Source organism: Hahella sp. HNIBRBA332 (genome assembly GCF_030719035.1).
GTDB lineage: Bacteria > Pseudomonadota > Gammaproteobacteria > Pseudomonadales > Oleiphilaceae > Hahella.
In genome coordinates this window covers 5940703-5961426 of record NZ_CP132203.1, presented here as the reverse complement: position 1 = coordinate 5961426, position 20724 = coordinate 5940703, and the positions used below count along the sequence as shown (strand labels likewise).

The 20724-nt window shown below is 51.1% G+C and carries 15 protein-coding genes and 1 pseudogene; 11 read left to right on the top strand and 5 right to left on the bottom strand.

Annotated elements, in window-relative coordinates; translation table 11 throughout:
* The first annotated feature begins 1 nt into the window (after position 1).
* The 3 genes from O5O45_RS26290 to O5O45_RS26280 all read left to right on the top strand — a co-directional run bounded on the left by O5O45_RS26290 (position 2) and on the right by O5O45_RS26280 (position 1737).
* On the top strand, positions 2-805 hold the full coding sequence (locus O5O45_RS26290) for a hypothetical protein (protein WP_305902274.1): 804 nt from the start codon (positions 2-4) through the stop codon (positions 803-805).
* A 304-nt stretch (positions 806-1109) separates the two neighbouring features.
* Positions 1110-1313 (top strand): P27 family phage terminase small subunit, encoded by a 204-nt coding sequence (locus O5O45_RS26285; RefSeq protein WP_305902273.1) that lies wholly within the window; start codon positions 1110-1112, stop codon positions 1311-1313.
* A gap of 61 nt (positions 1314-1374) precedes the next feature.
* Positions 1375-1737, top strand: coding sequence for a hypothetical protein (locus O5O45_RS26280; RefSeq protein ID WP_305902272.1), 363 nt, complete (start codon positions 1375-1377; stop codon positions 1735-1737).
* 373 nt (positions 1738-2110) lie between these two features.
* Here O5O45_RS26280 and O5O45_RS26275 read toward each other — a convergent pair whose 3' ends face one another.
* On the bottom strand, positions 2111-2848 hold the full coding sequence (locus tag O5O45_RS26275; protein WP_305902271.1) for a hypothetical protein: 738 nt from the start codon (positions 2846-2848) through the stop codon (positions 2111-2113).
* Positions 2849-3187: 339 nt separating this feature from the next.
* Between O5O45_RS26275 and O5O45_RS26270 the strand changes: the two are divergent.
* The 4 genes and pseudogenes from O5O45_RS26270 to O5O45_RS26255 form a co-directional block, all read left to right on the top strand.
* Positions 3188-3420: pseudogene (locus O5O45_RS26270) on the top strand (transposase); the annotation flags it as partial.
* 415 nt (positions 3421-3835) lie between these two features.
* Positions 3836-4798, top strand: coding sequence for an amidoligase family protein (locus O5O45_RS26265; RefSeq protein ID WP_305902270.1), 963 nt, complete (start codon positions 3836-3838; stop codon positions 4796-4798).
* Positions 4799-4867: 69 nt separating this feature from the next.
* On the top strand, positions 4868-5665 hold the full coding sequence (locus tag O5O45_RS26260; RefSeq protein WP_305902269.1) for a class II glutamine amidotransferase: 798 nt from the start codon (positions 4868-4870) through the stop codon (positions 5663-5665).
* Positions 5662-6174, top strand: a complete 513-nt coding sequence (locus O5O45_RS26255; protein ID WP_305902268.1) for a gamma-glutamylcyclotransferase family protein — start codon at positions 5662-5664, stop codon at positions 6172-6174. Before O5O45_RS26260 ends, O5O45_RS26255 begins: the two co-directional genes overlap by 4 nt.
* 191 nt (positions 6175-6365) lie before the next feature.
* Here O5O45_RS26255 and O5O45_RS26250 read toward each other — a convergent pair whose 3' ends face one another.
* Positions 6366-7589 (bottom strand): hypothetical protein, encoded by a 1224-nt coding sequence (locus O5O45_RS26250; RefSeq protein ID WP_305902267.1) that lies wholly within the window; start codon positions 7587-7589, stop codon positions 6366-6368.
* Positions 7590-7667: 78 nt separating this feature from the next.
* Complete coding sequence (locus O5O45_RS26245) at positions 7668-8279, bottom strand: Imm52 family immunity protein (protein WP_305902266.1); 612 nt, start codon at positions 8277-8279, stop codon at positions 7668-7670.
* 532 nt (positions 8280-8811) lie between these two features.
* Between O5O45_RS26245 and O5O45_RS26240 the strand changes: the two genes are divergently transcribed.
* The 3 genes from O5O45_RS26240 to ilvE all read left to right on the top strand — a co-directional run bounded on the left by O5O45_RS26240 (position 8812) and on the right by ilvE (position 16946).
* Positions 8812-15030: an FG-GAP-like repeat-containing protein gene (locus tag O5O45_RS26240; protein ID WP_305902265.1), complete on the top strand. Its 6219-nt coding sequence runs from the start codon at positions 8812-8814 to the stop codon at positions 15028-15030.
* On the top strand, positions 15027-15725 hold the full coding sequence (locus tag O5O45_RS26235; protein ID WP_305902264.1) for a hypothetical protein: 699 nt from the start codon (positions 15027-15029) through the stop codon (positions 15723-15725). The genes O5O45_RS26240 and O5O45_RS26235 overlap by 4 nt, the downstream gene beginning before the upstream one ends.
* 336 nt (positions 15726-16061) lie before the next feature.
* On the top strand, positions 16062-16946 hold the full coding sequence (ilvE, locus tag O5O45_RS26230) for a branched-chain-amino-acid transaminase (RefSeq protein WP_305902263.1): 885 nt from the start codon (positions 16062-16064) through the stop codon (positions 16944-16946).
* Between the two features lies 1 nt (position 16947).
* Here ilvE and O5O45_RS26225 read toward each other — a convergent pair whose 3' ends face one another.
* Positions 16948-17952 carry a putative solute-binding protein gene (locus O5O45_RS26225; protein WP_305902262.1) on the bottom strand — a complete coding sequence of 335 codons (1005 nt, stop codon included), beginning with the start codon at positions 17950-17952 and terminating at the stop codon, positions 16948-16950.
* 425 nt (positions 17953-18377) lie between these two features.
* On the opposite strand from O5O45_RS26225, the gene O5O45_RS26220 reads away from it, so the two are divergent.
* Positions 18378-20351, top strand: a complete 1974-nt coding sequence (locus O5O45_RS26220; protein WP_305902261.1) for a ribonuclease R family protein — start codon at positions 18378-18380, stop codon at positions 20349-20351.
* Between the two features lie 66 nt (positions 20352-20417).
* Here O5O45_RS26220 and O5O45_RS26215 read toward each other — a convergent pair whose 3' ends face one another.
* Positions 20418-20720, bottom strand: coding sequence for a peptidyl-tRNA hydrolase (locus O5O45_RS26215; RefSeq protein ID WP_305902260.1), 303 nt, complete (start codon positions 20718-20720; stop codon positions 20418-20420).
* Between the last annotated feature and the right edge of the window lie 4 nt (positions 20721-20724).

Genomic DNA, 20724 nt, shown 5'->3' with positions numbered 1-20724 from the left:
TATGCTTAAGCAAGCTCGCGGTAGAATGTTGCTCGTTACTTTCTTTCTGATTGCATGTCAGTTGGGGGCTTGTGTTTATCTTCCTGTGACGGGTGCAGATCCTTACCCAGAAAAAATGGTTTCTTCTATTCGAGTGAACGAAAGCACCAAGGAGGATGTTTTAAATGTATTTGGCAATCCGGATGTTGTCAGGGAGAAAGATTCTATATGGGTATATGGAGACTATCAGGGATATGGATTCATGATGGCTTTTAAATATATAGGGTGGACAGAGATAAGTGAAAGATTTGTTATATTTAAATTTGATAAGGATGTTGTTCAATTTTTTGAGTATGTGAAAAGTGGTATCGGATGTTCGTCAAATGGCATGTGTTTAACTTCTGACTGGGGCGCTTATCCTTTTATAAGACTTAAAAATGATTGGGTGGAGATTACGGCAACAGCTATTGATGAGGCTGTGGCCAGAAACTTTAGCGTTAGTAATGAACGATGTGGGGTATATGTATATAACTCCGGTAGTAATACGTGGATTAATCTTGATACGTATGGTGAGCAGAGGCTCACGCTTGGTAATTATGCGTATACTGAAGTCGCCCCAGGTTTTCATAGGCTAACAAGGTTATGGTCAGGGAAAAGCATAAGGAAGCAAATATCATTTCTATGTGAGGCTGGAGGACTTGTATTTATTGAAGTGCATCCTGATATGTATGAAGGAAGCTCACAGGAGTTACCAGAAATTGTTATTAATCCTGAACAGAAAGGAAAATTTGAAGTGTTAAGGAGAAAGAGAGTTTATTACTATTAGCTGTGACCCACACTAGACTTTTGGAATCATTTTAACCGCAGTATTTCGGTCCCCCTTTTTTACACTCAAAATTAAAAATTTCAGATAAACGCTATGAGTGGAACCGCAACCTGAGTAGGACGGGGGCGGAAGCCCGTCGCGCAAAAGCTCCTGGCTGGCAACCCTGGCAAGCGTCAACTTAACACCCACGAACCTCCGTTTTCACAGATCACTAACATCGATTGCCCGGACTGGCTGGGCAACGACGCGCGCCGCATGTGGGAGCTGATCGCCCCGGAGCTATGCGCTGCAAAAGATCATCGCCATGACGGACGCGCATAACCTGGAGGCCTTCTGTGCTTCGTACGGTCGATGGCGTCAGGCGGAGCGTGAGCTGGCGCAATACGGCATCACCACCACGGATGCAAACGGCGGCCTGAAGAAGAACCCGGCGGCCACCGTCGCCAACGAATCCTTAAAACAACTGGCGACCTTCGGGGCGTGGACCCATCCAGCCGTCAACGCCTGACCGGCGGCGGCAAACACGACACGTCAAACCCTTTCGATAAATTCTGATTTTCGGTTACTCCATGGCGGCTAAATATCCTCACGTCGAGGCGGCGACGCGGTACGCCCGCGCCGTGCTGGACGGGTCTATCCCTGCGTATCGATACACGCGCCTCGCGTGCCAACGTTACCTGGATGACCTCGCCCAGGAGAGCGACCCGGACTATCCGTATTACTTCGACAAGGCGGAGGCCGAGCGTGTCTGCGAGTTCGTCGAGCTGCTGCCGCACACCAAGGGCGAGTGGGCGTTCAAGCGTCAGCTTATCAAGCTGGAGCCCTGGCAGGTGTTCGGCTTCGTCAACATCTTCGGATGGAAATGCAAGGCCGACGACCTGCGCCGCTTTCGAAATAACCGCTTTCACCGAAGGGTTGCAGGAGCAGCGTAAAACCTATGGCCTGCGGTGCGTGGACGCGATCCGGTGCCTGATGCGACCGCTGATTACTGTCTATCTGCTTATTCTGGCGACGTTTGTGACCCTGAATATTAACCGCCATCTCGGTGGCGTGGGCACGCTGAGCCCGGTCGATTTAATGGTCCTGTACAAAAAGGCCATCGCGCAGATGTTATTTCTGACAACGACGGCCGTCACTTGGTGGTTTGGATCAAGGCCGAGTAGCTCTCGAAAGTAATAAGTAACCTGCACAAATGTGTTGTTGATAACGGGGATGGCGGAAGACGCCCAAGGGACAATCCAAAGGCGTTTGCAGTAATGACCGATTGGGGCGCGGCGCGTTGGCGCCGACATCTTTTGGAGTTGGCTATTGCCTAGTAAATGGGTACAACAAGATAAAATTACTATTTGACACGGCAACCTGGAGCGTGTCATTGGTGGTGACGTTATCAAGCAAGCTGGAGAAACCTGTATAGGAGCCATTTGAGGCTCCGCAAGAAGCTATCGAAGTGCTCGCATTGTAAAGGTTATGCGCCGTATCCAATAACCCTATGGTTCCTGACACGACACAGCCATCAGAGTCCTGCCCCCAATATGTTCCGTCATTCTGCACGGTAATCGTGAGACTGTAAGCGCCACTAGTGTAGTTCCATTGCCCCGCAAGTAGCGATAATGATGGCGTACGGTTATAAATGCTGTTGAAGGATAGCGACATACTGCCGCTGGACCCATAGGATGTGTTGAACGTAACCGATATTGCCCCTTGCACTGACACAGTCCCCGAAATAGATGCCGTGGCGAAAGCCCCGCCATTGACTTGATAAGCCGTTACGTTACCTGAAATACTGCTGCCGCTAACCGTATAACTACCGTCATAAATTGCCCCGGCGGACTCACTGATTGCGATGATTCGTCCATTGTAAAAGAGCCCGCTTACATCGAAAGTTCCTGACCCATTTTCAGTGAAGGTACCTTCCCAAAGTCCATTTGCTGAAACTGTGGCTGTGGCTCCACCGCTGTCGCCACCTCCACCACCGCAAGCAGCCAGCCCAATAATCACAAAAATTTCAAGCGCAACACTCCCGACAAACGATCTGAATTTCATGATGTTCCTCCTTCTTGTGACTTACCTCAGCAGAAGAGGGCAGGATCAACCTACGCCAAGGAACACATGACTATCAGACTTTCACTTATCGAACTCCTTGCCATCAAGCCGCTACAGCCACCCTTGTGAGCAGACAGTCTTCTTTGAACCAAGCTATAGCAGGTCGATCTACCATCTTCAAGTATGGCTCCACTTCAATAGCTGTCAATCACGTTGCTTTCACAAACGACTGACTCACGGAAAGAAGCTTCTCTCCGCTTCCCACCTTGGATATCCCGCCCAGGGAATCGCGCCTAAGAACGTGTTCACGATCTTGTTCGTATCTGAGAAGATTAACTGATGCGAACCAAGAGATACCCAAGCGACATCAGTCGCGAACAATTCGAGAAGATTCAGCTGTTGCTGGAGCTGGCGCGGCGCAAACCAAGCCCCGAACGATAGATTTGTATGAGGTGTGTTGCGGGGTGCTGTATCTGCTGCGCACCGGTTGCCAGTGGAGAGGCCTGCCCAGCGACTACCCCAAGTGGCGCACGGTGCACTCGTACTTTGCCAAGTGGAGTGAACCTGATGAAATAAAGCCTTAAATATCATTGAGTTGATTTTTTTAACATATAACCCTCTCCGACCGCCATCGGCTCGATCAGAGCATGAGTGCTCAATAGCCGTCAGGGCGCTCCTACTACTGAGATCGCCCTGGGCTGGCCCATCATTTGGTCTCATCGAAAAACTCCTCACCTGCGGCAACGTCTTTTCTACACCCCCGACTCTTTCCCCTCACATAGCTCCCTTTCCGAGCAGTCTCTGCGCCCAGAATTCAACCTCGAGCGCAAATATTATTATGCTATTGAAATATAAGGATTAATTTAACGATTTCGATGTCTTCTTAACTTGATTCGTCTCCCTGATGAAGCGTTCATGTGCTGCATAGCAAAAAGGATAAACACCTTTAAAAACACATGCTTATAGCCATGAGCGAAGGAGACAATCATGGACCTGAGAGAGATTAAATTCGGAATTGAGATCGAGACCGTTAAGCGCACCCGGGAGCAGATCGCGCGGGCCATCCAGTCGGTGACCGGCGGAGGGGTGTTTTACCGGCGCACGCCAGTCGCCTACGATCCCTGGGATGTGGTGGATGCGCGGGGACGAACCTGGAAGGTGGTGAGCGATTCTTCTCTCTCCTCAGTCCCCGCGCACCTGAGAGCGGAAGTCGTAAGCCCGGTATTAGGCTACAACGACATCCCCCTGCTGCAGGAGGTGATTCGCGCGATCCGCAGAGCAGGCGGCAAGGTTGACAGCCAATGCGGCATCCATATCCACATCGACGCGGCGCTGTTTAACGGCGCGAATCTCGCCAACCTCGCCAAGATGGTCTACAAGCAGGAGCCGCTGATTTTGCACGCCCTGGGCGTCAGTTCGCAGCGGTTGCGCACGTTTACCCGGCCCATCAGCAACGAACTGATACAAAACATTGAACGCGAACGTCCCCGAACCACGGAGCAACTGAATCGCATCTGGTACGGCTACCACAATCAACAACCGATCCATTACGACCGAACCCGCTACCACGGCGTCAACCTGCACAATGTCTGGTATCGCGGCACGGTTGAATTCCGCTGGTTCGAAGCGACGCTGCACGCCGGCAAAGTCAAAGCCTACCTTCAGTTCTGCCTCGCCCTCGCCGCAAAAGCCCTCAACGCCAAAACCGCCTACAGCCGAAAACGCAGCTTCGATCCCCAGAGCGCCAAGTATGACTTCCGGGTGTTTTTGCTGCGCCTGGGAATGATTGGCGAGGAGTTCAAAACCGCCCGACGACACCTGATGGTCAACATGCCGGGGGATGCGGCGTTTAAGCGCGGACGACGCAAACCCAACAAGGTCGAGCGTGACCTTGTCGATGCAAACAGCGTTCACATTGAGGCCGGGCAAGCACCCGGTCTCGTCATTTAAGTAACCCACGAGCCCTCCGCCTCAGCGGGCGGAGGGATGCGAAATCATCGGTAAGGAGAATATGAAACTATGTGTGGACAAGTAGGCGTGATTTTTGGACGCAAGCGGCGACGCCCCGGCGAACTAAGCCATCTGCGCCATGTGTTTACCCGCATGCTGCTGGGCAGCGAGCGACGCGGGCCGCATGCGACTGGCGTGGCTTGGCTCAAAACAGACGGTAGTTACAGGATATATAAACGCCCACTGCGGGCGCACGAATTGGTCGGCGAACACGGCTACGCAAAGACGCTGGCCAGTGTCGATCATCACACCACGATACTCATGGGCCATACACGCTGGCGCACGCGCGGCGATGAGCTCAACAACCGTAACAATCACCCTATCCGCGCCGGCGATATCATCGGGACCCATAACGGGACCATTTATAACGCCGATTATCTTTTTCGATATTTCCGGCTGCCCCGTTTCTCGGAGGTGGACAGCGAGTTGCTCTTTCGGCTGGCCGACCGCTATGCGTACGATGGCGTCCTTGACCTGGAAGGGTATAAGGCCGCTCTGAGCCTGTGTCGCGGCCAGTTGAGCGCAGTCCTGGCTTCCTGCCTGGACCCGGGCGTTATAGCCGTCTTCAAGGGCAACAAGCCCCTCAGCATGTGCATCCATCGGCGCTATCGCGTGGCGCTTTACGCGTCGGAACCGGCGTTTTTGGAGCTGGCCCTGGCGGGAGACACGGGGTGGCGGGAGCTTGAAATCCCGCCGATGACGCTACTCAGGTTCCGTCATGAAGATCTGACGAAGATAGACCTCGCTAACTTCCACTTCATCCCACAAGTCCGAAAATACACATTGCCCAAAGGAGTCGTCGCATGACCTTGAAAAACATCCCGCATTCATCTCCTCAGGAAAATTACTCGGAAAGCATCCAACTATTTGTCTACGGCACCTTGAAGCGGGGTTATGCGAACCATACGCGCTTTTGCGCCCACGCCCAAAGCATCGAGCCGGCGGCAGTCTGGGGCCGACTCTACCACCTTATGGCCGGATTTCCGGCGTTGGAGATTCCGCAGCGCGCTGTCCTCGCCCACGGCACGACCGACCCCTTGGCGGACGCGCAAACCCAGGCGCAACTCAAAACGCCGCGTTTCCAGCGTCCGACAGGCGATTGGGATCTGATTCGGGGTGAATTGGTGACGTTCGCAAATCCGTCGCGCGACCTGCCGTCCATCGACCGTCTGGAGGGGTTTCGGCCCTGGGGTCGCAGTCTGTATCGGCGGGTGCTGGTGGCGGCCAAGAAAGGGAGAGTGGTTTTGCCGGTTTGGATTTACTGGATGTCGCCGATATTGAATGGCGAAAGGATTGGATGTGAGTGGCCCGATTAGATGCTAGCTCATAGACAGGGACATTGATGCTTTGGTTAAGTGTGTGAGGGGGGAGTACTTGTATTGGCTTCCTTCCTTTTCTTGTTCCTTGGCGGAAGCTCTGAAGATATCGAAAATGAGTTCTTGTATGAAACATGGATATAGGGTAAAGCTTTTTCATAAATGAAAGAGCTATTCATTAACTTGCATACTCAAGTTAACTTCAATGCGGAAAAAATTCGTTTGTACCACCTTTTTTTCTCTGGCGTCTTTTCTTCCTCGTTTCTGCCTACTTTGACTTCGCTCTCTTCTTGGGGAGAAATATGGACGCTAGGCTGATCAGGTATTGGGGGCGGAGCAACTTGTTCAAGGCTGCTTTCTACTTCCTGGGTAACCTCCTGAATAGCTGGCTCTGCTAAGGGGAGAGTTGGTGTTTGGGCGGCAACCTCATCGGTCGCAGCAGCCTCGGAACTTTTGATTGTTGGACTTATTGTTTCAATTCCTAGATTGACACATTTAAATCGGAGGAAGTGAGTGGCGACGATATGAACTTTTTTATACTCATTCACTATCATATTGTTGGGGTATTTAGGGTTGGCTGAGCCTACCCAAAATATAAACATATATGCTTTTTTCTGGCGGTTTTCGTTCTCCAACCTAAATATCTGCGCTCTCTGGAGCGATTCTAAAAAGTCTTTCTTGTGGGCGGTTTTCCAATTATCTGTATAGACAGTAACTTTTACGGACTTTCGCTCCTTGTAGTGCTTCATCCATAAGATGAATTCGATACGGTCTTCGAAGTGTCCGATCTTATCGCGATGATCAATATTGCCATAAAATACATGACTACCTTTCGGCCTGTCGCCCTGCCGCATTTCGGACAGGTTCTGAAATACCTCTCCGTAACTACTCCCATCGCAACCGGTGACGTGCAGAGCCTCGTTGGCGACGATATCTTGGTTGGAGATTAATGAATATACGAGGGTTGCGAGTTGATTTGAGCGACCATTATTTCTTAGTCCAACGCGTTTGGAACTTCCTCCGCCACGCCCCGCATTTGTTGGTTTTGGCGTATCGCCCAGATCTAGGCTATGGACAATCGGCAGGGCGCCGACGAAGTTAAGATCGGAACAGACCGTATGAGGAGCGGATAAAATGTTCTTGGTCCGCTCATCTATTGCGACGTTGCAGGCATAGTGATGCTTTGGGCACTCCTGGCGTCTCTTATCTTGCTCCCCCACCAAGAAATGGGCTGTTTGAGATGGGTTTCCTAGCGATCTTGCGGTAAGTCGAATTAGACAAAACTGGCACTGAAAATTTCTTATGTTGAATCTTTCTTGTTCCACTCCACTCAGTGATAAGAACCGGCTGTTCAACTCTCCAATATAAACCAGTCTCCCCGAACTCCTTTCAATGGCCCATTCTCTTGACGGCACGTATTTTCCCTATCTATTACCAGATTCAAAGTGAGTAAAAAATTTACCATAATTTCAATCTTGGGCAAGCCCATAAAGTCACACCTCTCGAAAATATAGCATTCCGTCTCCAAATTTTTCCAGCTCGCGGAGCGATGAGTTGGCCTTGATGTCGAGTGTTTTACCATTGATGAAGACAACTTTACCGACCTTGTTCGGACCTTGTGATGCCGCCAAATCCTCCAAGCTACAGACCCCTCCCCACTCTGGCTCCCATGCTTCCACCACGCCTGTTATAAGCTTTTTATATGTAGACAAACCCGACTCAGAAATTAATGCCTTTGGAATTGTTATGACAACACTATTCCGAAGCCCGGAAGATGCGTTATATAAAGCGCACCGAACACCGAATTCAGCCCCACCTTTATCATTACCTTTGTTCCACCAACCAACTCTATAGCCAAGGTCTTCTATAACTTCATTGGAGTCATAATAGCGGCTTGCTCCATGTAACAGTTCAGATACAACATTGTCCTTATTGCTCCAATCAATTGGCTCTTCACTCAATGCTTTTTTCCTAGAATTGGCCTTTTTGCACCAACACGAAAATAACGGAGACACTTCCGCTAAATTTGAGAACATCAAAATGAGGCGGTCGGCGCATTGGCCGACTTCCTCTTTTCGCGGTCCCCAATAGGAGACAACTTTCATTTCTTGAGCTCCTTGTTGAGTTTGGTCTGACCTATAGAGACAGCACCATAGCGATATTTGGCTGCCAACGTCGCCCTTTTCTTCCCTCTTAGCAATTAATACCTATGTAACGTCACTTTGTGTCGCTAAATGCCTTACCCTGAGTACCTTAGGATTATCGGAAAAGGATAGCCTAGCAATGAAAATGCATTTGACATTGCATATTCACTCAATATAAATTGCATATTAATAAATCTACTAAGGAGACTTATCATCAGAACCAAAATTTATTAATATTCGCCGCGTTGTACGGAAACTGAACTCATATCCCGAAGGCAAAAGGAGTTGCTTGTGGCGCCCTTTCGTCTTTTGCGAGGTATCGAAGTATTAAGACGGTTGGGACGCCGTAGTCTTATCCTCCCTAGCTTGTACCCCTTCTTACTTTTAGCTGTTGCTCCGCGAACGAATGTTTGCGGTTTCCAGTTCATTGCCCACTCGGCTTGCGTTTTCACGCTTGAGTCGCCTTACATCATGTAGCAATACAGAGGGTTTTATGTTTGAAGGAAAGCAAGCAGGGAATTGGCTACGCTTCGCCAGTCGTTCGTTCCTCCCTGTTTTTTCTCATCGTACTAGTTTCTCAGTTAGATCGCGGGCGCGTCAGCGCCTACAAATTTTACTAACCGTTTTGTTGGCCTGGACGAGTCAGGCTTTCGCTTCACCAGCGACAATACCCGGTGATTTCGACGTGACGCCATCCGGAGCGGCTTCCTACAGTATCCCTATCAAAGCGCCTCCTGGCATAGCGGGACTGACTCCTACACTATCTCTAACCTATAACAATCGTACGGGTACGGGCTATTTCGGCGAAGGCTGGTCGCTGGAGGGCGTCTCCAAGATTCACCGATGCCAACCAACACTGGAGCGCGACGGCGGCAATGATGCGGTGGACTTTGATGGTAACGACCAATTCTGTATAAATGGCGCTCGGCTCGTGCTGGTGTCGGGCTCCCTCGGAGGTAATGGCTCCGAGTACCGCACGGAGATGGAGACGGGCGGCAAATTCATTGCGTACAACGAAGGGACCACTGGTAATGGCCCGACTAAATTCAAGGTGTGGCTTAAGAATGGTCTGATTGCCGAGTATGGGTACACGGCAAACTCGCGACTGAGAGCCTACCCAAGATCAGAAGTTATTAATTGGCGGCTCAATAGGATTTCTAATCGGGCTGGCGCCTACATGGAGTATGTCTACGACTTGCAAGCGGAATCTGGCGAACAGCGGCTTGTAGAGATTAGATATTCGGGAAGCGCGCAGGCAACGCCACAAAATAAAATTGTGTTCGAGTACGAACCAAGAGCGCTCGTGGAGTACGACTACCAATATGGCGCAAAAATCTCTCTCTCCTCTCTGGTCACCAAAATAAAAACCTATTCAGGCTCTTATTCTTCCTATGAATACAGCTTGAAGTATACGTTTAGCTCCGCCCTAAAAACTGCATATCTTGCGGAAGTAAAGCTGTGCGGCTTTGATAATACTTGTGTTTTACCCACCGCATTTAAGTATAACGACTATAATGATTCAAGGGTTGGTAAATTCGAGATTTCAGACAAGTTTCCTAATAACGGGTATGACTTGAGCGCCAACGATTACAAGTTCATCAATGGCGACTTCAATGGCGATGGCAAAACGGATCTTTTCCATATTGTTAATAAAAATTATGGAAAGGTATTCCTGGCTGATAATACGGCCTTAGGCCGATTCAAAATCAAGGACAATTTTCCCAATAACGGCTACGACCTAAGCGCCAATAACTATAACTTTTTAGTTGGCGACTTTAATGGTGACCGTAAAACTGATCTCATTCATTTCGTCAATAATGACTATATTCATGTATGGACGTCGAATGGAGACGGAACGTTTAATATAAGACCTAAGTTCTCGCCCTGGTCCGGTTATGGCGTGTCAGCCAATGCGTACAACTTCAAAGTAGGTGACTTTAATGGTGACGGTCGGACGGACCTGATCCACTTAGTTAACAACGCCTATCTCCATGTCTGGATCTCCAACGGGGACGGCACGTTTAGTGTAAAGACAGGGTTCCCAAACAGTGGCTATGGACTGGAAGCCAACGACTACAACTTCAAGGTGGGGGACTTTAATGGCGATGGCCGCTCCGACCTGATTCATTTTGTAAACAGAGATTACACACACACCTGGCTATCGAATGGCGATGGAACGTTCAATATCCAGGAGAAATTCTATCCCCAACCTGGATATGGTGTCGACGCCAACAACTATAACTATATCGTGGGAGACTTCAATGGCGATGGGAACACGGACCTTGTCCATCTTGTAAATAAGGATTATGTCAGAGTGTGGACATCATCCGGAGATGGGCGATTTGTTATCGAAGACGCATTCGACCCTGGCGACTACAATATATCAAGCAATAACTATATGTTCTTGTTTGGGGACTTTAATGCCGATGGCGTTGATGATTTGGCCCATATTGTCAATAAAGATTATATCCATATCTGGGCGTCACGAAAAAATGGAACGTTTCACATAACAGAACAATACTACCCAGAAGGCGGATACAATATCGGAAGCAACAACTTTAATTTATTTGTTGGCGATTTCGAAGGGGATGGATCTGCAGACATTTTTCATCTTGTCAATAAAGATTACATGCATGTCTGGAGGAACCAAGTAGTATCAAGGCCACACCTATCTCTCATCGATAACGGACTTGGCACTCAGTACACCATTAACTATACAACGCTATCTGGTAGCGCAGCTTACTTTAAAAGCTCTGACGAAAACTACCCTATCACAGATGAACAAGCTTCTCTGGAAGTTGTATCTATGGTGAACGTTAACGATGGGTTGGGAGGGATGAACCAATATAGCTATGGGTATAAAGGGCTAAGTAGCCATCTGAGAGCCCGGGCCAGCCTAGGGTTTCAGGAAATTGTGCGTCAAGACATGCAAACTGGCCTCATAGTGCGCAACACCTTTAGCCAGGATTTTGACGCTCATACACAAGGTATGCTGCTGCATTCCGTGACGAGTTTTGGCGACGTAAAGATATTAGAGGAAATAACCAATACGCTGGACGTTAAGGTATGCGGCAGCGGCGCCAATGTTCGCTACTTCCCTTACATCGCCTCATCCCACAGCAAAAAATACGACCCTGAAGGTTACTCGCAAGGCGAGGTCGTGACAGAGAGCGACTACTCCAATGACTGCTACGGCAACCTCGTCACGCAAACGACCTCTACCAGTCTCAATGGAAACTATTCCAAAGAAACCAAAGAATACAATTATCATCCAGCCGATATTGCAAACTGGTTTGTTAGTCTCGTTGAGTATGAGTCTGTCTGGGGAGAGTCTTCAGGCTATCCCAGCGAAGGAAAGCGGGTTGTTCACTTCCCTGAATATGATCCGGTATTGGGGCTTCCTACCAAACAAGTTATTCAGCCTGGGGACTCACAACAAACGATTGAGTATCAATATGATCATGCGACTGGCGTACTGGAGTCCCAAACCGTAACCGGCCAGGGTATGGCGCCGCGTGAGACGCGTCTGACCTATGACGACGCAGGGAGATATCTGCTACGGGAGAAAAATGCGCTGGGACATGAGGATGCAGGCGACAGGCAATACCATCCGCAGTTAGGGCTTATCACTCACTATACCGATCCAAACGGACAGACAACCGAATGGCAATACAATGGTGTCGGACGGGTCACCTCAATAAAAAAACCAGATGGAACCAAAGTAAAGATTCAACTTAAGTACTGCGAAAGAGAAATGAGACTATGCACAAAAGGCTCGCAGGAAAAGTATGTCCTTATCACTTCAAGTTCGGGAGAGCCGCCAGTACTGCAACTTTATGACAGTCTTGATCGGGTGGTTCGCGAGAGAACGTATGGTCTGGATGGGAATGCCATTGACCAAAACACCGAATATAACAAACTCAGTCAAATCTCCAAAATATCCGAACCTTATTTTTTAAATGAGACTCCATACTGGAGCGAAGCGAAGTACGACCAGTACCAACGGCCCTACAAACTGATCAATCCCGATAACAGCTATCGCGAAGTAGTGGCGTTTCGCGGATCGACCACTATTGTCCGTGATGAGCGCCACCATGATAAAACAGTTACCCGCGATGCATTAGGCAGATTAAAACAGGTGACGGAAGCCAATGGCTCAACGGTGGAGTATGACTACGATGGCCTTGGCAACCTACGGAAGACCGTTGCTGATGGCGTGGTCACGCTTCTTGAATATGACGTACTGGGGCGCAAAGTCGCTCATCGCGTGGAATCTCTCAGTGAGTCAGACGCCAACACGCCAGTTCAGCGGTATACCTATTCTCCACTAGGGGAGGTCATTACCGCGCAAAATGCCGATGGCTCCATTATTTGTATGGCCTATGACAAGCTGGGGCGCCTGACCAAACAGGTTGGAAATTACAAGGGCGGTGCCTTCACGCAGGCGCTCAACCATTGCGCGGGGGATGAAAATAATCCCGATACGTCTGTTTGGGAGTATGACAAGGCGGCAAAAGGAGTGGGACTGTTATCCAAAGTAGAAGGCGCTAACGGTTTCAAAAAAACCTTTGCTTATGACGCCAAATCGCGGCTGGAACAAGCAGCCACAACGATCAATGGCGAAACCTTCAGCATGGGATATGGCTACGACAACGACACGGGCAAGATGGACCTGCAAGTCTACCCCACAGGCGACAGCGTTCTCAGGCGATATAACAGCATTGGCTACCTGGAAGCCGTCGTCAACGCTGACGATCCCAGAGAGGTCTACTGGCAGGCGGAATCCATGGATGCTCGCGGGCATTTAAACCAGTTCCGTTACGGCAACGCGGTGACAACCCAACGTGAGTATGACCCGAAAACCGGAAGGTTAAAGCGGACCAGTAGTTTCATTCTGGCCTCAACAGGAGCCATACACGACTTAGCCTTCGACTATGACGAGGTTGGAAATCTCACGTCGCGGGAGGATCGTTTCAGGCGTCTTAGCGAAAGCTTTACTTATGATGAGCTGAATCGCCTGGATAGCACATCGTTCACCCGAAGCGTTGGCGGACAGCGGGTCACGTCCAACAGTGGCGTCGATATCGCCCTGAACGGAAACATTGAATCCAAGTCTGGCGTCGGCGCCTATACATACGGAACTGCGGAAGCGCAATGTCAGTCCTCTGCAGCCTCTTCCTACGTCAATCCCTACGCCGTCAGCTCAATCAGCGGAGAAAAGTCCGCTCAGTATTGTTACGACAAAAACGGCAATCAGATTAGCGGCGATGGCCGGACCATTAAATACAACGCCTTTAACCAGCCCTATGAGATGGCGAAAGGCGGGATAAAGGTGTCTTTCGCCTATGGCCCCGATTTGTCGCAGACGCAACGCATTGACGTGATACCTGGGGAGAACACCAAAACCACCTACTATGTCGATGGTCTGTACGAAAAAATCGTAGAAGGCGGCTCCACCAAGCATAAGCTTTACATCGGCGACTTTGCCGTATTTACGCGTGAAGGAAATAAGCTGACCAAGGAGTACATTCATCGCGACAATCAGGGCGGCGTGTCCTTCATTACCGACGTCAGAGGACGCGAAGTGGAAAGGCTAAGTTACGACCCGTGGGGACTGCGTCGTAACGCCCTGACCTGGGATGACATTAATGTTTACGCCTACAAAGCCAAAGCGACCACTCAAGGGTATACAGGGCATGAGCATGTGGACGCCATGGGCTTGATACATATGGGAGGGCGAGTTTATGACCCCATCATAGGTCGCTTTTTATCTGCGGACCCTATCGTTCAAGCACCGTCCATGTCACAAAGCTTTAACCGCTATAGCTACGTCATGAATAACCCACTCTCCATGACCGACCCTTCCGGGTATGAATGGACGGGAGACCCAGGCGAGCCTCTGGGAGACTGGAGCGGTTCAGGACGAGACACCGCCAGTAGTGGCTCTGGATGGGGGGGCGGCCGCGCTTCATACGATGATGACGTTACTGTTCTAGATACGGTCGTGGTCTATGGTGGTGAGCATGAAGTCATTGATATTGAGGTGGACAGTGACCAAAGCAGCGGCAACCCATTTAGCAAGTACATTGCAGCATGGGGTAAACGTGGAGTGGCCGGCACGATAACGGATTACATGGTGGGGGCCTACAAGGCGCTATGGAATATAAGCGTCGAATTATATGAGGGGTTACAGTACTCTAATCCCGCTACTGCAATTAGCTATATGATGGGAGCTGGATTGCATCTGCCACAGGTGCATATTGCAAATAATGAACTTGGCGGAGCCGCCGCCGCTGAAGCGTTGTCGATGGTGGTGTTTGCAATACCTGGTCGCGCCGCCGCTGCGCGAAGCACTGTGACAAGGACCACCGGCCAGCTTCTTCAGGAAATAGCTACCCGAGCGGAGAGAAAGATAGGAGGGACGGGAAGGATTGCTGGTATCCATAAGCACAGCTATGCTAGAAAGCTTCTTGAAAGGTATCAAGATATGTTCGGTCAACGTGGGTTGCAAACTGAAGTGTCCTATCGCGGAAGGGCGCAAACAACTTATGGCCGAAAAGGTAGTGTTAGGTTGGATGTCTATGATGTGGCCGCAAGAATTGCGTATGACTACAAGTTTGTTACCAATCCTCCAGGCCTTTCGACGAGGCAAATTAATAAGATCACAGCCAACGCTCTTCCAGGAACGAGAGTTATTGAGGTGAACCCATGAAAACACTCGGCGCATGGAGAAAAAAACTGACGCCATCGGCTAAGAAGCAAATTACTCAAGACTGGAGTGCGGAGTTTCCTGGCTTGGGCGTATATAAACCACTTTGGTTTTTGCGCATAGTTGAGCCCTTATTAATAGGAATCTCTCTCGAACGAGATAGCTCTAATGACGTCTATAAACCTTTATTTCATGTTCATAATCTTTGTAATGGGTTTACATTCTTAACTCTAACGCTAGCCACACCACTGGAGACTGTACGAACTGGATCACAAGAAAGAATCAGCGTTCTATCCCATGAGAAGAAGTTTGTAGATGCAGCTCACCGCATGAAAAAGCTCTCTCTTTTACCGTTGGAGGGAGATGTTAAGCTGAGTGAAGTGCTTACAGCCTATAGAAAGGGCATGAAAAAGTATCCAAGCCTACTTCCACACCTCCAGTATCAGGATATGGCGCTGATATGCGGATGGATTTCAAACAATAAGCTGAAAGATGGGCTTATAGATGAAGCATACAAGGAGCTAAAAGGTTGGCCAAAGGATATCTTGGAGCAAATAGGTGGATTGGATAAGTGGATTTTTGAGCTAAAGCAAAAAGCCAATAATACCGAGGCGCTAAGAGAGTTGTCGAAAGCCAATATTGAGGCTTTCAAGGTTGGCAAATTACCTAGATCAGCCCTGATAGACGACATGTCTTAGCTCACCTGAAAACATTACTCCAAGCTGGTGGCTAATTCAGCCATCAGCTTGGAAGCTCTAATGCCTTAGTATCCAAAATTTTTAATTTCGCGGGTGTAAGGAAACAGATAGCCCGATAAGTTAGGAAATTTTGAGGCAACCTGAAAAAGCACGCTAGGGCCCACAGCACTTGTAAATCCCCCTTTCAACAAGGTTTGCTCCCGTTGTCACTCCCTACAGAGGATTAAAAGCCAAAACTGTATCGATATATATAAATTTTTCTTGGTCTATATCGCAATCCTCCGTCTGTTTATCGTTGGTGTTTTCCCATCAATCTGACGAATCAGGAGAAAGATTATGCACACCGCCGCCTCCCCTACCCCTTACTGTTGGCTGAACGGCGTCATCGTTCCTGCGGCGGAAGCGGCGATTTCCGTCTACGATCACGGTCTGTTGTACGGAGACGGCGTCTTTGAAGGACTGCGTTTTTACCAGCGCACGCCCTTTCGCATAGAGCGACATCTACAGCGTCTGCAGGACTCCGCCGCCGCCCTGGGAATCTCCCTGCCCTACGACGCCGACGCCTTACGCCAGGGCGTCAGCGCTCTGATAAGCCGTTATGAGAGCGACAGCGGCTATCTGCGTTTGGTGGTCACCCGCGGTCCCGGCAACCTGGGGCTGAATCCGCGTAACTGCGGGACGCCGAATGTTTTCATTCTGGCGGATCAGCTCAGCATGGCCTCCAGCGAGGCGCAAGAGAAAGGGCTTAAATTGATTACCGCCAGCGTGCGCCGCACCGTGGGCGCAGGATTGGATCCCAGAGTGAAAAGCCTTAACTACCTCACCTCGATCCTGGCGCGCATGGAAGCCAATGTCGCTGGCGCCGACGAAGCCTTATTGCTGAACGAGCGCGGTCAGGTAGCAGAGGCTTCGGCGGAGAATCTGTTTATCGCCCGTCAGGGCCGTCTGCTGACGCCACCAACCAGCGATGGCGCACTGGCGGGGGTGACCCGCTCGGTAATCATTGAGCTGGCTCAGGCCAACAATATCCCCGTCAGTGAGCACACGCTCACGCCTTACGATCTGTATACAGCGGATGAATGCTTCCTGACTGGCAGCGGCGCAGGACTCTTGCCCGTCACGGAGGTGGACGGACGTTCCCTCCGCACATCGCCCGGCGCCATTCTTCAGCGCCTGCGCGAGGCTTTCGCCGCCTTGATTGCACAGGAGTGCGGCGCTTAAATCACTCGCGCCCGTCAACGCATTCCGCGTTGGCGGGGTCGCTGTGACAACGCACCTTCAGCATTAACTGCAGGGCTTTGGGGTCATAAGCGCCATCCTGCTTCAACGCAATGCGCACTTCCTTGAGCATATTGCTAAATCCGGCGGCCTCTTCCTGATTGGGATGTATCCACACCTTGGCGGGAATTTCGGCTTCCGCCTTACGCACCATCTCCATCAGCTCATCAAAGCGTCCCTGGAAATGCTCCCGCGCTTTCTGGGCGAAATCCGCATTGAAGCGCTCTTTGCGCACCAACATCTGATAAGTCATTTGCGCGAAACTGTACGAGTACACGCCGCCATCCGGCTCTACGCCCTTGTATAGCTCAAGGGGCTGATAGGCGATCGCGGGAGCGTAGGCGACATCGACGCTGCCGTTATTGAATTTACCGGCGAAGCTGGAGGGCGTGGCGCCCACCACGGAGCCGCCCACATGACGCACCATGGTCACCGCCGCGGGATCATAATCGAAGGTGGCGATTTTCTTGCCCTGTATCGTCTGCACGGTGTTGACGCGGCGATCCCGCACCAATACGTACACCGCTCCGGCAGGCAGCAATCCGGCGACTTCATAATCGCCGCTGGACATTAGCTTTGCGGCTTTCGGCTGCGCCAGCGTCTGCAGAATCATCTTCAGCTCGCCGTATCCCGGAATCGCGCCAAGCGCCACCAAAGTCCCGGTGAAGCGGTTAAAGTCCCGCGCCCTCACGTCAGTCAGTAAGACGGCGTCGCATTGACCGGCGCGAAAGTCGTCAGCCACGATTTTTTCATCTGTGTAGGCGTTCAATTCCAGATCATAGCCCCAGTTCAGGGCCTGAATACGAGTGGCTTTCATCAGGTTATACACAGGGCCGGCGGCCCCGAGAGGATCGAATACGCAGTAGCTGCGTTTCTCAGCCGCTTGCGCGGTGAGTGCGGCGACGCCCAGGAATAGCCCCAGCAACGCACGACGAAGGCATGCTGTCATGGTGTGAATCTCCATTATTGTTATTGGTATTGAGGTTTTCCTTGTACAACGGTCGTCCCTGTCTGAGTCAGCCCAAATGCCCCATCCGCCGCAGCGTCATTGGGTTTCGAATCCGGCCCGACTATCGCGAAATATATGACAAACTAACGCGTCTTAATGCCGCAGAGAGCACGTTTCCACGATATTCAAGGAGAAGGAGAGATTCGCCCCAGTTTGGGGCAATATCCCGTGAGCCGCGTCAAAATTTACTTGTAAAACCGGCCCCAGGCCTTATTCCGCCCGGCTGAATGCATGATTTATGCGCTATCGCCGCTAGAACCACGCGGGCATTCGGGGTAATATGACCCTCCTTCGATGTAGCCCGGACAACCAGCGGTAACGATCAGCTTTCCCTTTCAGCAATCATCACGAGTGACCACTTTTCCATGTTAAATTCCGATGCTTTAAGCCAATTGAAACAGTTCAAACAAGACCTGCGTATCGCCAATAACCGTTTTGAAGGAACGGTGAAAGGCAGTCCGGGGCGTTTTGGGTTTGCTGTGTTGGATGACGGCAGAGAGTGCTTCCTGAACCCGGACGAAATGCAGAAAGTATTTCCGGGCGACCGAATTCTGGTGGAAGTCAGCCAGGACGACAAAGGCCGCGATGTCGCCAAAGTCGTGCAACACATGAGAAGTGAGCTGAAGTATTTCGTCGGCCGTTATTTCACCCGTGGTCAAGGCCATTTCGTCGAGCCTGACCTGATGGGCATGAACCGTTGGATTTTCATTCCGCCGAAGAAGCGCCAGCAGGCACACGTCAATGATCTGGTTCTGTGCCGCGTCTTGCAGCATCCCTTCCCTGAAGGCAAGCCGCAGGCCGAAGTGGTGAAAATCATCGGCAAGCCAGGCGCATCTGGCCTGGAAGTTAATTACATGCTGGCCAAGTACAATCTGCAGGCGCACAATCGCGCCTCCATCAACGAAGCGGAGCTGCAGAAACAAGTCGCCGCTGAGCTGGAAAAGCGTAAAGACCTGCGGGAAACACCCTTCGTCACGATCGACGCCGCCAGCACTCAGGATATGGACGACGCCCTGTTCGCCACCGCCAAGCCTGAAGGAGGCTGGGAGCTGCTGGCGGCCATCGCAGACCCGTCCACACTGATTCCGGAAGGCGGCGATATTGACAAATACGCGCAGCGCCTGGGCAGTTCTTTCTACTTCGCCGACCGCACCTTACCTATGTTGCCAGCCAAACTGGCCAACCACTTCTGTTCACTGAAGTCCGGCGAAGACCGTCTGGCTCTGGTTTGCACAATGCAGGTCGACGCTGATGGCGCTATTTCCTCTTACAGCATTGAAGAAGCCGCCATTCGTTGCGCCGCCAATCTGGCTTACGAAGAAGTCGCCACCGCTTTAGCCTCTGGCGACGCCAGCGCCCATGCCCACGGCGCGACTTTGCAGGCTCTGAATGATGTTAGAACCGCACTGGCCAGCCATCGCCGTGAACACGCGCTGGTGAATGAAGACCGTCCGGACTATCAGTTGGAGCTGGATGAGAACGGCAAGGTCAAAAACATCCATCGCAAGATCAACAGCGTCGCCCATTCCATCGTGGAAGAAGCGATGGTGGCCGCCAACCGTTGTGCGGCGGACTTCCTGAAACAGAATACCGAGCATTCCCTGTACACCTCTCATAGCGGTTTCCGGCCGGAGCGTCTGGATCAGATCAAACAAATCGTCTCCGAACAGATCTCTGACTACGATTGCAGCGACCTGCATACATGGGAAGGCTTCAAGAAATTCATGGACTTCCTGGACGCAAATCCGCCGGAAGTGCCTGTGAAGGCGATCGCCAACCGCTTGCTGGCGCGTGGCGCGTTGTCTGACCAGCCCTGCCCTCATTTCGGCATGGGACTGCCTCACTACACCACCTTCACGTCCCCGATTCGCAAGTACGTGGACCTGAGCATTCATCGCCAGATCAAAGGCGTCTTGAAGAATCAGAAGCCGCACACACTGAACGACAAAGCCATCCAGCAACTACAGGAGTCTCTGCGCGCCGGCCGTAGCGCCGTGAATGAGTCCGAGACCTGGCTGAAGTGCGAATATGCGCAGACGCTGATCGGCAAGACCTTCGATGGCGTGGTGCAGCACACTACTGGCTCTGGATTCCAGGCGCGTCTGGATGAGAATGGCATTGAAGGCATGGTGAATCTGGGCGCCTTGCAGGAGAAGTTCCGCTTCGACGGCACCTACTTCCAGCACACTGGCGAGCATCGCCAATTCCGCCTGGAGCAACCAGTGAAAGTCACCATCAGTGCGGTCGACATGGAGAAAAAACTGATTCAGATGGAGCTGGCGGAGCCTGCCCCGGTAGCGCAGCCCGTTACAGCGGAAGAGCCGCAAGCCGAGCAATAATCGTACATCGCCGCGGCGCCATTGGGCGCTGCGGCGGTTCCCGCCTCACCCGCTCAACGCAGCGACTTATCGGTACAGAGGATAAAACTTAAAGTCCTTTGGCCACTCTTCCCTGGGCTTAAACGCCAGCGCCACTTCCTGACCTTCCAGAGCAGACTCCGTAATCACCACATGGTCTGCGAAAGATTTGGCTTTTTCGAACTGCTTTTCGTTTACCTTGCAGAGGGTTTTATAGAAAGGGCCAGATAACCACTCTTTTACTTCATCCGTATCCTGAAACTTCAAATAGGCGGCGAGTGACGCATGGGCCGCAGCCACCATTGCATACCCGGCAGGGATCGTGTCTTTAATCAAGATATACATTTTCATGGCG